The 14473-nt window shown below is 43.7% G+C and carries 9 protein-coding genes and 1 pseudogene; 2 read left to right on the forward strand and 8 right to left on the reverse strand.

All coding sequences use genetic code 11. From position 1 onward, the window contains the following. Positions 1 to 60 precede the first annotated feature (60 nt). Positions 61 to 957 (forward strand): LysR family transcriptional regulator, encoded by an 897-nt coding sequence (locus M4S28_RS19440; protein ID WP_102536787.1) that lies wholly within the window; start codon positions 61 to 63, stop codon positions 955 to 957. Between the two features lie 99 nt (positions 958 to 1056). Here M4S28_RS19440 and M4S28_RS19445 read toward each other — a convergent pair whose 3' ends face one another. The 8 genes and pseudogenes from M4S28_RS19445 to M4S28_RS19480 form a co-directional block, all read right to left on the reverse strand. Then, entirely contained in the window at positions 1057 to 1866 is an 810-nt protein-coding gene (locus M4S28_RS19445) for an SDR family NAD(P)-dependent oxidoreductase (protein WP_249633573.1), read from the reverse strand. A 302-nt stretch (positions 1867 to 2168) separates the two neighbouring features. Further along, a complete protein-coding gene (gene glpD, locus M4S28_RS19450; RefSeq protein WP_249633574.1) occupies positions 2169 to 3728 on the reverse strand; it encodes a glycerol-3-phosphate dehydrogenase in 1560 nt (519 codons plus the stop codon). 267 nt (positions 3729 to 3995) lie between these two features. Continuing rightward, positions 3996 to 4781, reverse strand: coding sequence for a DeoR/GlpR family transcriptional regulator (locus M4S28_RS19455; protein WP_004732237.1), 786 nt, complete (start codon positions 4779 to 4781; stop codon positions 3996 to 3998). Between the two features lie 292 nt (positions 4782 to 5073). Continuing rightward, on the reverse strand, positions 5074 to 6597 hold the full coding sequence (gene glpK, locus M4S28_RS19460; RefSeq protein ID WP_004732235.1) for a glycerol kinase GlpK: 1524 nt from the start codon (positions 6595 to 6597) through the stop codon (positions 5074 to 5076). A 59-nt stretch (positions 6598 to 6656) separates the two neighbouring features. Then, the gene (locus M4S28_RS19465) at positions 6657 to 7511 is read right to left on the reverse strand and encodes an MIP/aquaporin family protein (protein ID WP_004732234.1); all 855 of its coding nucleotides are present in this window, start codon (positions 7509 to 7511) and stop codon (positions 6657 to 6659) included. 590 nt (positions 7512 to 8101) lie between these two features. After that, a pseudogene (locus M4S28_RS19470) lies at positions 8102 to 10186 on the reverse strand (type I secretion system permease/ATPase); the annotation flags it as partial. A gap of 110 nt (positions 10187 to 10296) precedes the next feature. Beyond that, the gene (locus M4S28_RS19475; RefSeq protein ID WP_249633576.1) at positions 10297 to 11658 is read right to left on the reverse strand and encodes an HlyD family type I secretion periplasmic adaptor subunit; all 1362 of its coding nucleotides are present in this window, start codon (positions 11656 to 11658) and stop codon (positions 10297 to 10299) included. After that, positions 11655 to 13760, reverse strand: coding sequence for a peptidase domain-containing ABC transporter (locus M4S28_RS19480; protein WP_249633577.1), 2106 nt, complete (start codon positions 13758 to 13760; stop codon positions 11655 to 11657). Before M4S28_RS19480 ends, M4S28_RS19475 begins: the two co-directional genes overlap by 4 nt. Before the next feature lie 351 nt (positions 13761 to 14111). Between M4S28_RS19480 and rtxH the strand changes: the two genes are divergently transcribed. Further along, complete coding sequence (gene rtxH / locus M4S28_RS19485; RefSeq protein ID WP_004732223.1) at positions 14112 to 14456, forward strand: protein RtxH; 345 nt, start codon at positions 14112 to 14114, stop codon at positions 14454 to 14456. Positions 14457 to 14473: the final 17 nt, after the last annotated feature.

Below are 14473 nucleotides of genomic sequence, written 5' to 3' on the forward strand. Positions count from 1 at the left end.
GTGAATGACGCATAATGAGGGTTACTGGTACACGATTTTTAAGATTTTATTGGTAATCTCATGAATATTGAACACCTCAAATTGTTTGTTCGTTTAGCTTCCACACACAACATCAGCATGGCTGGGCAAGAGCTTGGTTTATCTCCTGCTGTTGCAAGCTCGCACATCAGTAAACTGGAAGACAATTTAGGCGTTCGCTTGGTCCACAGAACCACTCGTAAGGTCTCTTTAACCGAAGAGGGGGAAGCATTCTTACCTCATGCTGAAGAAGTGCTATCGAGTGTGGATGCTGCCAAATCGGCGGTCGGTGTGGGTTGTGATTCTCCAACCGGAACGCTGCGAGTTACCGCATCTGCGTCTTTTGGGCGTTTGCATCTTGTTCCTGCTTTACCTGGATTCTTAGAGCGCTACCCTGGGTTAAAAGTCGATCTCAGGCTATCAGATTCGATGGTGGATGTTGTTGAGGGTGGCTTTGATATCGCAATTCGTATCTCGGAGTTGAAAGACTCGACACTGATTGCCCGAAAACTTGCGACAGACAAGCGTATTGTGTGTGCATCGCCTGATTACTTAATCAAATATGGTAAGCCAGCTACACCTCGAGATCTTAATGATCATCAGTGTATTAGCTTAATTGGTTTAGAAAACTGGACCTTCAATACTGAAAGCGGGCCTAAGACGATTAAGGCATCTGGGTCGTTCAGGGCAGATAACGGGGAAGCACTGCGTGACGCAGCCTCAGGTGGTATGGGGATCACGGTGACATCGAATTGGTGTGCCTATGAACAACTGAAAAGTGGTCAGCTGGTTCAAATATTAGAAGATTACCCATTAACCTCAGAGCCTGCGATTTGGGCTGTGTACCCAAGCACAAGGTTACTTGCGCCAAAGGTGAGAGCCTTCATTGACTACTTCTCTGAGTATTATGGCAACCCGCCGTATTGGGAACAAACATAGAGACAAACGTTGTACGAAAAAGCCCTACGTGACTAAGTTATGCGTTAGTCACGTAGGGCTTTTTCTTGGAATCAGAAAATCACTTGAGCATAGCTGTCATTAAGAAAGCGTTGCTTTGATGATCTCTTCAATTTTAGCGACAACTTGCTGTGACTTATCGCCGTAAATCGCATCTGGGTGCGGGTTAGCAAACGTGTTGTTGTCGTTATCAAAGTATTGACCGCCTGCTTGTGCGAACTCATCAGACAATGATGCGCGAACCAGAATATCAGAACCGATGCTTAGGTCTCCGCCTGCAATGCCATAAGCGTCTTTCACCATCTTGCTGCCTAGTAACGAAGCTGGGTTGACCGCAACCACCATTGGCCCTGTAGAACCTAACTCTTTTGCAATCTCACGAGTCCACATAGTGATCGCAAGCTTGCTTTGTGCGTAAGCGTCGCCATCAGACATTGGTTTCTTACCTTCTAGCGCTTCGATGTTCACTGCTGCTTGTGCCGCTGAAGACAGGTTAACCACTCGGCTAGATGCATCGAGCACAGGTAGCAGACGTTTAGTCAGGTGGTATGGTGAAATGGTATTCACAACAAAACGAACATCTAAACTGTCTTTAGTGATTGGGTTCGGAGTGTTGAACACACCTGCGTTGTTAATCAGTACATCAATCTTATCGTGCTCAGCAATTATTTCGTCAGCTAACGCATCCACATCAGCCAGAACAGACAAGTCTGCCACATAACTTTGAATTTTCGCTTCATCAGAGATAGCCACAAGTTGCTGCTCTACGTCTTTGAGCTTGCTTGGGTTACGTCCATGCAATAAAACGTGGTGACCTTGTTGAACAAGTACTTTTGCCGTTTCGAAGCCGATACCATCGGTAGAGCCTGTGATCAGAATAACTTTTTGCATGGAATAGATTCCTTATTAAAGCGCTGACATAGTGAGCGTTTTTAAATGTGTCGTTTCATTGAGGTAAAGAATAGCAACCTTTTATGAAGTTGATAATCAGCCGGATTAATAAAACACTATTTAGTTTTTGTTGAAAATGGGGGAGTGGACAAAGCCTCAGTCCGTGCGAAGGAGACGATCAATCGAGAGATTTATCTGATCGAGTTCTTAGGCCGGAATAGCAGGCAATAAAAAAGCTTAGCGCGGGGGACGCTAAGCTTCGTTGTTAAGTATGTTCTTGAACCATGTTTAGGCTGGTGGGGTTAGCCTACTTGAGAAAAGCTCACTACCTTGCTTTGTAGCTTCTCTTTCAAGTAATCCGTCACCGCTTGCTGCTCGGATTCGCTCATGTACAAGCCAAGTTTGGTTCTGCGCCACAAGATGTCTTCGTCAGTCATCGCCATCTCTTCATTGATCAAGTAATCGATCTCAACTTGATAAACGCCATGCGCTTCGTTTGAGAATTGAATACCAAGGTCAGCTTCGCTATTTGCGCCTTCCAGTAGCTTCCACGTGTAAGTACCAAATTGAGTCACGTAGCGAAGCAATAGCGCTTCAGATGCCCAAGGGTATTTAGTGTGGATCATCTTCGCAAGCTGTTCTCTACTGCAGCTAAAGTTACCACCTGGAAGCGTGTCGTTCGCTGTCCAAGGCGCACCCATATTGGTTAGGTGTGGTTCTAACTTCTTAAGTGCTGCTTCGCCTAGCTTACGGTAAGTGGTTAATTTGCCACCGAAGATCGAAAGCAGTGGTGCTTGATCTAGCTCTGCGTCCAATTCCAATGTGTAGTCACGAGTGATCGCTTGTGGTGAATCAGATTCGTCGTCACAAAGTGGTCTTACGCCACTGTATGTCCAAACCACGTCTTCACGGCCAAGCTGTATAACAAAGTGCTGGTTAACGATATCAATCAAGTAATCCACTTCGACATCATCAATTGCGACGTTACGTGGGTCGCCTTTGTATTCAAGGTCGGTAGTACCGATGATCGAGAATTTATCTAGGTAAGGGATCATGAACACAATGCGATTGTCTTTGTTTTGCAGAATGTACGCTTGTGGCTCGTCATGAATGCGTGGCACAACAATGTGTGAGCCTTTGATAAGACGAATGTTACGAGGCGAAGCCTGCTCTAATCCATCATCAAAGAACTGTTTAACCCAAGGACCAGCAGCGTTAACAAGCGCTTTTGCTTTGCGTTCAAAGCGTTGGTTTGTCATGACATCAAGGATCGTCACATGCCAAATACCACCTTCGCGGTGCGCTTTTTCAACACGGCAGTAGTTACGTACTTCTGCGTTGTTTTCTTTTGCTGCCAACACGTTGAGCAATACCATACGCGCATCATCCACCCAGCAATCTGAGTATTCGAAGCCTGTCTTCATTTCTGGTTTCAGTAGCCCTGATTTTGCTAGGTTGACTGTCTTACTTCCAGGAAGAGTAGTGCGCTTACCCAAGTTATCGTAAAGGAATAGGCCACAGCGAATCATCCAAGCTGGGCGTAAAAATGGTCGATGAGGTAAACGGAAGCGCATTGGTTGAGCAACATGAGGTGCTTTTCTTAACAAGACTTCACGTTCAGCGAGTGCTTCCGAAACCAAACGAAATTCGTAATGTTCAAGGTAGCGTAGGCCACCGTGGATAAGCTTTGAGCTAGCAGAAGACGTCGCAGACGCGAAATCATTTGCTTCGTATAAGCCAACGTTTAGACCACGACCTGATGCATCTGCCGCGATGCCTGCGCCATTGATGCCGCCGCCAATCACGATCAAGTCTAAAGTGGAAGATGTACTGTTGTTTGAATTATTTTGTTGAGCACTCATGGTTTTGACCTCTTCTGAGCGAACGAGCATTTTAGAACATAATTGAATCCTATATGAACTTTCGTTTGCGGTCATTTATTATTTTCGTTTATGCGCGTTTTATGTGATTTGGGCATAAAAAAACCTCTGCTTATGAAAGCAGAGGTTCAAATAAGTCTAATTCGAGCATAGAAGCGACAGTGGTAGTGAGCAAGTTTTACTTTTTTAACTTTTCTATAAAGAATCGTGATTCATTATAGAAAGTGGCTCACCGAGCACTTGTGTGAGTTATTCGCTCACAGGACGAGCGGTATCGATCACTTCTAATGGTATTGCTGAATCTTTAAGGATGTTGAGAATCTCTTCTGGTGGCTGTTTATTGGTAAAGACCATGTGCGCTTGAGAGATATTACCGAGCTTAACCATCGCGTTACGGCCAAACTTAGTGTGGTCGACGGCTAAGAAGATGCTGCGACTGTTTTCGATGATAGCTTGTTTCACACGAACTTCGTGGTAATCAAAGTCGAGCAGTGAGCCATCAAAGTCGATGCCACTGATGCCCAAGATACCGAAATCGAGGCGGAACTGCTTCACGAAATCGAGTGTAGCTTCACCAACAATGCCACCATCACGGTTGCGTACTTCGCCACCCGCCAAGATAACCTTGATCTCTGGGTTAGGCAGAAGGATGCTGGCAACATTGATGTTGTTGGTGACGACTCTTAGTTGTTTGTGGTTTTTGTTGAGGGCGCGTGCCACCGATTCTGGCGTGGTACCGATATCAACGAATAGGGTTGCACCATCTGGGATGTGCTTAACCAGTTCGTCGGCGATCACGTCTTTTTCGTTGAAATTAAGCGCTTTACGCGTGTTATATGAGGTGTTTTCCGAGCTTAAAGGAATGGTTGCACCACCATGATAGCGACGAATTTTGTTGCTATCGGCCAGTTCATTGAGGTCTCGTCTGATGGTTTGTGGGCTGACATCGAACTTTTCAACGAGCTCTTCGGTACTCACATATCCTTGTGTTTTTACCAGATCTACAATCTGCTGGTGTCTTGGTATCTGCTTCACTTAACTTACCACTCCCTGCGCGCAAAGGGCTCTAGCGCGTCAAAATCGAAAATATAAACTCACGCTATTGTGCTCGAATTGATGAAAAGAGAGAAGTAATGATGGTAAGGAATCATGTCTAAACCGCAAAAACGCTGCGCAAAACGCGGAATTTTAGCCTGAAACGCAAAAAAGAGCACAAAATAGTGCTCTTTTTAGTTTCGTTTGCTGAGGTTCGAACAATCTAGTCGATTAGATTACTCGAGTTCCTAGATCAGCGGCTAATGATTAACGATTAGCTGAGTACTTAGTATTACTCGTTGTCATCGTCATCGTGCAGCTCAGACCAAACCTGTGCACACTTGATAGCACGTTTCCAACCTTTGTAACGGCGGTTACGCTTCTCTTCGTCGTGGTGTGGCATGAATGTGCGGTCAAGAACGGCTTTGTCTTGAAGCTCATCAATGCTGTCCCAGAAACCAACCGCTAGGCCAGCAAGGTAAGCGGCACCCAGAGCGGTTACTTCCGTTACTTCAGGGCGGTGAACTTCAGTATCAAGCACGTCTGATTGGAACTGCATTAAGAAGTTATTCGCTACTGCGCCGCCATCAACACGTAGTTTCGCTAGCTTGATGCCAGAGTCCGCTTGCATTGCGTCTAGTACGTCACGCGTTTGGTAAGCAATGCCTTCCAACGTTGCACGGATTATGTGGTTAGAGTTAACACCACGAGTCAGGCCAACAATCGTACCGCGAGCGTAAGCATCCCAGTATGGTGCGCCTAAACCAGTAAATGCAGGGACTACGTAAACGCCGTTTGAAGAATCTACTTTGGTTGCGAAGTACTCAGAGTCTTCTGCGCCAGCCAGCAGCTTCATTTCATCACGTAGCCATTGGATTGATGCGCCGCCCATGAATACTGCACCTTCAAGTGCGTATGCAGGCTCGCCTTTAGGACCACATGCTAGCGTTGTTAGTAGGCCGTTCTTCGACGTTACTTTCTCTTGGCCAGTGTTCATTAGAAGGAAACAACCTGTGCCGTAAGTGTTCTTAGCTTGGCCTGCTTCTACACACATTTGACCGTAAAGTGCAGCTTGTTGGTCACCCGCAATACCCGCGATTGGGATACGAGTACCGCCTTTACCACCAAGGTTCGTTTGACCGTAAACCTCAGAAGAGCGCTTCACTTCAGGCATCATGATTGCTGGAATGCCCATTTCATCAAGTAGCTTCTGATCCCAGCATAGGTCGTTGATGTTGAACAACATAGTACGTGACGCGTTGGTGTAATCCGTAACGTGTACACGTCCTTGAGTCATTTTCCAAACCAACCAGGTATCAACTGTACCGAACAGTAATTTGCCAGCTTCAGCGTCTTCGCGAGCGCCTTCAACGTTGTCTAGAATCCATTTTACTTTGGTACCTGAGAAATACGGGTCAAGGACTAAGCCAGTATTGTCACGTACGTAGTCTTCTAGGCCACGCGCTTTTAGGTCTTCACAGATGTCTGCAGTACGGCGACACTGCCATACGATTGCGTTATAAACAGGCTTGCCTGTCTCTTTGTTCCAAACAATGGTGGTTTCACGTTGGTTCGTGATACCAATGCCCGCTAGCTCATCGCTGCGGATACCTGCTTTAGCAAGAGCTTCAACCAATGTAGAGCTTTGAGTCGCCCAGATTTCCATTGGATCATGCTCAACCCAACCCGCTTTCGGGTAAATCTGAGTGAATTCTCGTTGAGAAGAACTAACGATGTTTGCATCGTGATCGAGGATTACAGCGCGAGAACTTGTGGTGCCTTGGTCTAGGGCAACAATGTATTTTTGCTCGGTCATGGTAAGAATCCTTTTTCTTTCGTTATTTATATTTTAGTAAATGTAAGGTCGCTTAGGGATTAAGCTTGAGCTTGTTCAGCTTCTTCTTCTGTTTCACATTGGTTTGGAATTGTGCAGCCTTGGCCTTCTACTGGTAGGTAAGCACCGATAACACGTGGGTACAACCAACCACCAAAACACGCACCAGCAATTGGAGCAAGAATTGGAACGATGAAGTAAGGAATATCACGAGCACCGCTTAGTGCGAAATCCCAACCTGCAAAGTAAGCGAACAGTTTTGGTCCGAAGTCACGAGCAGGGTTCATTGCAAAGCCCGTCAGTGGACCTAAAGAACCACCGATAACCGCGATAAGAATACCGATCAGTAGAGGGTTCATTGCACCGCGAGATGCGCCGTTGTTCTCATCACCTAACGCTAAAATGGCAAACATCAACACTGCAGTAATCACGAATTCCACAGCAAAAGCGCCGAAGAAAGAAAGTGAAGCATGTGGGTAAGTCGAGAAGATACCAGCAGTTGATAGTGCGTCTTGGCTGCTACGAACGAAGTTATGTGCGATTTCGTAGTCAGTAAATAGGTTGCTGTACAGGCTGTAAACCAATGCTGCAGAGCAGAAAGCGCCAAGCAGTTGCGAAATGATGTAAGGCACCACTTTCGCTTTATCGAAGCCATGGAACATGGCCAGTGCAATCGTTACGGCTGGGTTGATGTGTGCGCCTGAAACGCCGGCAGTACAGTAAATTGCAATCGCAACACCGAAGCCCCAGATGATGCTGATTTCCCATTGTCCGAATGTCGCACCAGTTAATACCAGAGCGGCCACACAGCCAACGCCGAAGAATATGAGTAATCCTGTGCCGATAAATTCAGCCAAGCATTGCCCAAATAAAGAAGGGTGTTTGTTTGTTGTCATGTTCGAGTCCTTTTTAGTTTTGCTTATCTAGCACGTGTATTGTGCATATATTTGCGAACTCGAAAATAAACGAACATCAAAAGTGAGCGTTTGAGCATAAAATTGTTAATTAAAGTCACTTGAAATGTTAATCCGAACACTTTTGCTCGAAAAAGATGCTCGCATGAACGTCATTGCTCGAATTGATAGGTTGCGAAGCCGCTCAAACTACCTATATGTAAATGAATGCGCAACTGGTACGAGGAGTTTATGTTTGGATTTGTGATGCTACTTCGTGAGTGGCGGATTATTAGACTTAATTAGGGAGGGCTGTGTGATGTTTTTGCTATGTAACAAGGGCGTTAACAAATGAGCTCATATGCATAAATGAATAAACTGCCAACTATGTTGTAGTTTGGCAGTTTTAATAGTTAGTCAGTTCATGGCTTTTAACTTGCCGTAGTTGATTAACAACAAGTTATAAAGAATTGTCTACGATCGGTGTTTGAGACTCTAGTTATTGAACGATGTTTGATATTGAATTAATCAAATACAGATATTGAGGTACAACCTAAGTTCGAGCTTCTCTCGCAATAGATACGATAATTTTATTACCCTATCTGTTGTTTCCAGAGTTTGGCATAAAGCCCTTCTTTCTCAACCAGCTCATCGTGAGTTCCGTTTTCACACACTTGGCCTTTATCAAGAACTAGAATGTTATCCGCATGACGAAGAGTGTTGAGGCGGTGTGCGATGCTAATTACGGTTCTACCTCGACAGATCTCGTCCATGTTGCTCATGATGGCAGCTTCAGAGTTATAATCGAGAGCAGAAGTCGCTTCATCAAGCAGCAAAATTCGAGGGTTTACGAGTAAGGCTCTTGCCAATGCGACACGTTGACGCTGACCACCAGATAGAGAAGAGCCTTTCTCACCAACCGGTTGATCGAATCCGTGGGGAAGCTCTTCAATAAATTCTAGAGCGCCAGCAAGTTGCGCTGCGTGGCGCATCTCTTCATCAGAAGCTTGTGGCTTACTTAGGCGAATGTTATCTGCAACACTCCCTGAGAAAAGAATGCTGTCTTGCAACACAACACTCATATTGCGGCGTAACGATATAGGATCCGCGATAGCTAGGTCCATACCGTCGACCAACACTTGACCATGCTGGGGAACATACAAGCGTTGTAGTAGCCGGGTTATGGTGCTTTTCCCTGAGCCCGATGGGCCTGTAATACCGATAAACTGCCCTGGTTTTATTTTTAATGAGAGGTTAGCTAGTACCTCCGGAGTGTCTTCGTGGTAACGGAATCTTATGTTGTGAAACTCTATGCCACCATTGAGTTCAGGGACAGAAGCTAGCCCCTGTTTACTGTTTTCTTTTGGTTCATCAAGAATGTCACCCACTCGCTTCAATGCAATGAGAGTATGCTGAAAGTCTTGCCAAATTTGAGCAAGTCTAAGTACCGGTTGGGTAACATGACCAGCTAACATATTGAATGCGACCAATTCACCGGGCGTTAGCTCACCATTTAGTACAGCGCTGACTCCCCACCATAGCAATAATGCGGCGGTAAGCTTTTGGATAAGTGCGATGCTTTGCCCTGCGATTAACCCAGACTTCTGAGCATCGAAACTACGCTTTAGTTGCTGGCTGAGTATGCGTTGCCATTGATGTAAGAATCGATGTTCAGTCGCAGTTGTTTTAATGGTTTCAATGCCTGTTACCGCTTCAGTTAAAAAGGTTGTGGCGTCGGCGTCTGATTCGTATTCTGATTCCACTTTTTTTCTTATTAAGGGGCCAGCGATAAGCCAAAGTAAGAAATAGATGATCAATGAACCGATTACTAACCAAGTCAGAGTACTAGCATAGTGGAACATGACGGCGATAAAGACAGCCACAAAAATTAAGTCGAGTACTAACATTAACGTCGAACCCGTTAAAAACTGACGGATTTGTGCCATTTCACGAACTCGCGCAATGATTTGCCCGGTTTGTCTCTGCTTAAAATAAGTGAGTGGAAGGCCAACTAAGTGACGATAAAGGCGCCCTGATAGCTCTGCATTAACCTGACTCGCCAAATGACCAAATACGGTATTGCGTAAGTAGCTGTATGCTGGTTCAGCAATAGCTAATGCGAGCATGGCCATTGCGAGCACATGAAGACTTGATAAACTGCGACCTACTAGTACTTTGTCGATGATATTTTGAAATAGCAACGGGCTTACTAGTGCGAATATCTGAAGTGCAATAGCATAGAAAAACACATCACGCATCTGGCTTTTTTGACGCCAAATAGAGGGGGCAAACCAACTAAGGCCAAATTTCACTTCTTTGTTACTTAGTCTTTCATCAGCGACCAGCATTACCTTGTAAATCGATAATTGACTACTCAGACTAAGCTCACTCTGTTGGTCTAATTGAGTGGTTGGGTCATATAAAAGAGAGGAACCATCAGCTGACTTTGTAAGCACTTTCCAACTATTGTCGATTTCAATTAAAACGGGTAGTGGAAGGGTATCTAGCTCGTTTGATTTTACTTTCGTTACTTGACTTTTCAGGCCGATATAATCCGCTGCTTCCCTTATTTGCATGTCGCTCAAATTGGAATGATTGACACCCAATGCATGTTTTAGCTGTGTTTTAGTCGATTTCTTGTGAAAGTGATTTCCGGCATAAACGACGGCGTCTAATCCGCCATTATCTTTTGTGGTAGATATATCTTGATTGCTAGAGGTATCTTGAGTGCAAGATGTATCTTGGGCGATAGACACATCTTGTGTTGTTGATAAGGCCATATCCATTCTCATCTCTCTCGTAGCGACTCAGCTTGGTATTCACGTATTGGGCTAAGTATATAGTCGATAACTCGGCGCTTATCCGTTTTGATTTCTGCAACAACGGACATACCAGGCGTTAGCTCAACGCTTTCTCCGTTAATTAAGATATTGTTATTGATGAGTTTAACTTGGGCTGGGAAAACAAGCCCTAGACGTTCATCCGTGGTCGAATCACGAGAAATACTTAACAACTCCGCTTCGATTGTGCCGTAGCGAGTATATGGAAACGCATCTACTTTTACGGTCACTGACTGTCCGGGATAAACAAAACCTACATCTTTGTTGAGAATCTGTATCTCTGCTTGCTGAACGGAATTTCCAGGGACAATAATCATCAAGTTTTGTGCAGGTTGAAGTACCGCGCCTAGCGTGTAAATGCTGAGTTGCTGCACCGTGCCATCGACAGGGGAGCGGATTATTTCTAATTGTTCACGCTCACGAACTTTAGATAACTCCTGAGCTAACCCAACCAACTGCAACTTTGCTTGCTTTCGTTTCTCAAGCCACTCTCTTTGCTTTTGTGCTTTGAAACCGGTTAATCTCTCTTCAAGGCTGTGATATTGGGATTTCAAAACCTCTAATTCAGCTCGCTGCTGAGACACTTGACGCTGAACCTCCAGTAGCTCTTTTTCTTGCTCTAGATATTCTACGTGTCCAATGACTTTTATTTGATTCAACGTTTTTCGTGCCGCGAGTCTTTGGCTAATATTTTCGGTCAACTGAATTAAGGCGTTGATGTCGCTTTGACGGGCTGCCTGTGATGCATTGTTGACGTACATTTCTGCCTTGATACTTGCAAGAGTCGACTCGTACTCGCGTTTCTCGCTAAGGTGGTTTTCATTGATTAATGTCTGCTGTGCCGATGGTAAGGTCGAAAATAGAAGGTCTTTAGAGAGTGGAAGGCCACTGTTCAGAGATCGGTAGCGAACTAATTCATTTGTCTGATATTCGGATTGAGTGATGAGACGTGTAATGTCTTGATTAATGCCTAGGGTGTCGAGAGTAAGAAGTGGCGCGCCTTTATCAACTCGCTGCCCGTCCTTAACGTGAATGGAGAGGACTCTACTTTGTTCATAAGATTGAATTACTTGTGAACGTCCAGAGACAACGAAACGCCCGGTTGCTGTCGCTTGTACGTCCAGTTTCCCCCAATACGCCCAAAGTAATACCGCCATTACCCCTAGACTAAGAGTGATTGCCGTTAAACGAGCAAATGGTGAAGGAGGGCGCTGTGACAAAGCGAGGTGTGCAGGCAAAAACTCGTAGTGGTTCTCTGCGGCTTGGTTGAACTTGAATCTAGCCAAGAATTGCTTGATTACGCTTTTCATGCGTTTGAATCCTCTTGTTTGAGCTCTTGTTGAAGTTGCCACAACTGTTTGTACTGTTTACCCAACGTTAATAATTGTTGATGGCTGCCTTGCTCGACGATACTCCCTTGATGAAGAACAATAATTCGATCACAATCTCGTACGGTGGATAATCGGTGAGCGATAGTAATGACCGTTCGGCCCTTTGCGATGTTCGCCATATTGGATTGAATCAACGCCTGTGATTCATCGTCAAGTGCACTAGTAGCTTCATCTAAAATAATGATTTTGGGGTTAGAAAGCAGAGTTCTTGCAATCGCGAGCCTTTGCTTCTGCCCGCCAGAAAGAGATTGCCCGCCTTCTGCTAATATCGTGTCGTAGCCAATTGGGAGCTTCATAATAAACTCGTGAGCTCCAGAGAGCTTCGCCGCTTCGATAACCTCTTCTAAGCTTGCCTCAGGTTTTGATTGGGCAATATTCTCGCAAACGCTTTTGTTAAATAAGTAGTTTTCTTGCAGCACTATGCCGATTTGTTGACGCAGTTGCTGAATACTAATTTGATTCAGTGGAGTGTCATCAACCGTGATTAACCCTTGCTCTGGGTTGTATAGTCGCAGTAATAATCGAGCTAAGGTGCTTTTCCCAGAACCAGATGTGCCGACAACGCCTAAGGTTTCTCCTGCTTGTATATCCAAAGATAAATTATGGAGAGTAGGAGGGGTATCAAGTTGGTAACGAAACAGAACGTTTTTGAAAGAAATAGCCCCTTGCATTGTCACCATGTCGTTACCTGTATGTTGTTCTACCGGCAAATTGAGCATGTCTCCTAATTTCTCTAACGCTACGCGGGTTTGAATAAACTGCCCCCATAGTTCGACCATACGAGATAAGGGTTGAGCGATGTGATTCGTCATCATGTTGAAGGCAATGAGCTGGCCAATAGTCATCTCCAATGACAATACTTCAGTTGCTCCTAGCCATAAAATACCGACACTGGTTACCTTCTGTATAAGTTGAACAGCATGATTAGAGCGATTGTTAATTTGTTGGACTACGTATCCAGTAGAAACCATTTTTTCTGTTTGTTCGTCCCAACGGCGAACAAAGCGTGGCTCTACGGCTAAACTTTTTAGAGTTTCACTGCCAGCCACTGTTTCTGTTAGAAATGAGGTGTTTGCAGCAGCATGTGTAAATTGCTCTTCTACCGCCGTTTGCATTCGAGGCGTAAGCCACCAAGCGAGCAATACATAAAGAGGAATGGTTGCAATAAATAACAATGTGAGGGTCGACGAAAGTAAGCTCATTACGTAGAGAAAGACAAACATGAACAAGAACTCGACAGTTAAAGTAAACATCGAGCCTGTCAAAAACTCTCGTACGGTATCTAGCTCACGCACTCTAGTGACGATAGCGCCTACTTGGCGTGTTTTGAAGAACATCAAAGGAAGGCCAAACAAGTGCTTTACCAACTTAAGCCCTAATTGAATATCAATTCTATTGGCTGTGTGCGCATATTGATATTCGCGCAAGCCGCGAAGTATAACCTCTACAATGCCAGTGATCACAAGCCCTATCACAAGCACGTCAAGGGTTGACCAGGCTTGATGTACAAGCACTTTATCCATCACAACCTGAAAAAATAGCGGTGAGATTAAGGCGAGTATTTGCAATACAAAAGAAAACAAAAAAATTTCCCCGAGTATTCTTTTGTGTTGCAAAAACTCAGGAATGAACCAGGTGATATCAAAACGTGATTGAGGTTGTTTTATTTCAAGCCAACTTTTGTTCCATATCGAGTTTATTTTATCATAGGGAATAACTTCAGGAGATTCTTTATTAGGGTTTTGTATTAAACAAGATTCTTTATTAGCTTTAGCTAAAATAAATGGTAAGCCTTGAGCATCAAATAGAATAACAGGTGTTGTTATATTGTTAATCTTTTTTGTTTTTGAACGTTTAATTACAACATTAACTTTGTTGTTTGTTTGTATTTTCTTTAATTCATCGTTGAAGTTTTTTGATTCTTCAGTTGTGTTCTTTATATTAGTTATGTCTTTTTTTACGCCTAAAATACTTAAGTATAGGTTTATACACTTCAGGGTTAGAACTTCATTTTGTGTCATTATTTAAGCTTCATTGCTGATTTTTATGATGTTTAAAAAAGAGCGGCATAGTATCAGCACCTTAGAAACTCTTCAAATTTATATTTACTAATAAGTAAAATAAAACATGCAATATTTTTCTTGGAAAATGCATTGTTTATTTTTTTTATTGTGATAATGAGATTTTTATGTTTTTTAATTAATAGAATATATACTCTAAAACAAAAATAAAAGTAAGTTGATTCAAATTTTTTTTAGGTGTAAAATTAATTTATAAAACGCAACTAATTCTTATTTTGTGTTTTTCTATTTTAATAATAGTTGTTTCCAAGGCTAATCAAGCCGTTGTATATAATTAATCGGGTTTAATTTATGACAGAAAAGTTTGTTCAAACAGTATCTAGTGTTAATTACAATAAAGGTGTTTTCTCTCTTTATTTCGTAGGTCAAGATCAAAACAATATGGCTAGCGGCGTAATGGCTGAAAATGATGGTGACCTCGAACTTAAACAAGTCGTTCATATGCCAGCTTCTGGTTTTATGTATATGGTCTCAATGGTTAAAAATATGCTCGAAGATCCTCGTATGTCGGCAGAATTTGACAAGCTAGTTGCAGCAGGTTTTTTACCTTCAGATGAGCCTAATGTTGAGCAGACTGAAGAAGTGCAGACAGAAGAAAAACCTGCGCCAAAGAAGAGAGCTTCTAAAGCTAAATAATAGCTGTATTCGGTGAT

The organism is Vibrio sp. J383, assembly GCF_023503985.1.
Taxonomy (GTDB): Bacteria; Pseudomonadota; Gammaproteobacteria; order Enterobacterales; family Vibrionaceae; genus Vibrio; species Vibrio splendidus.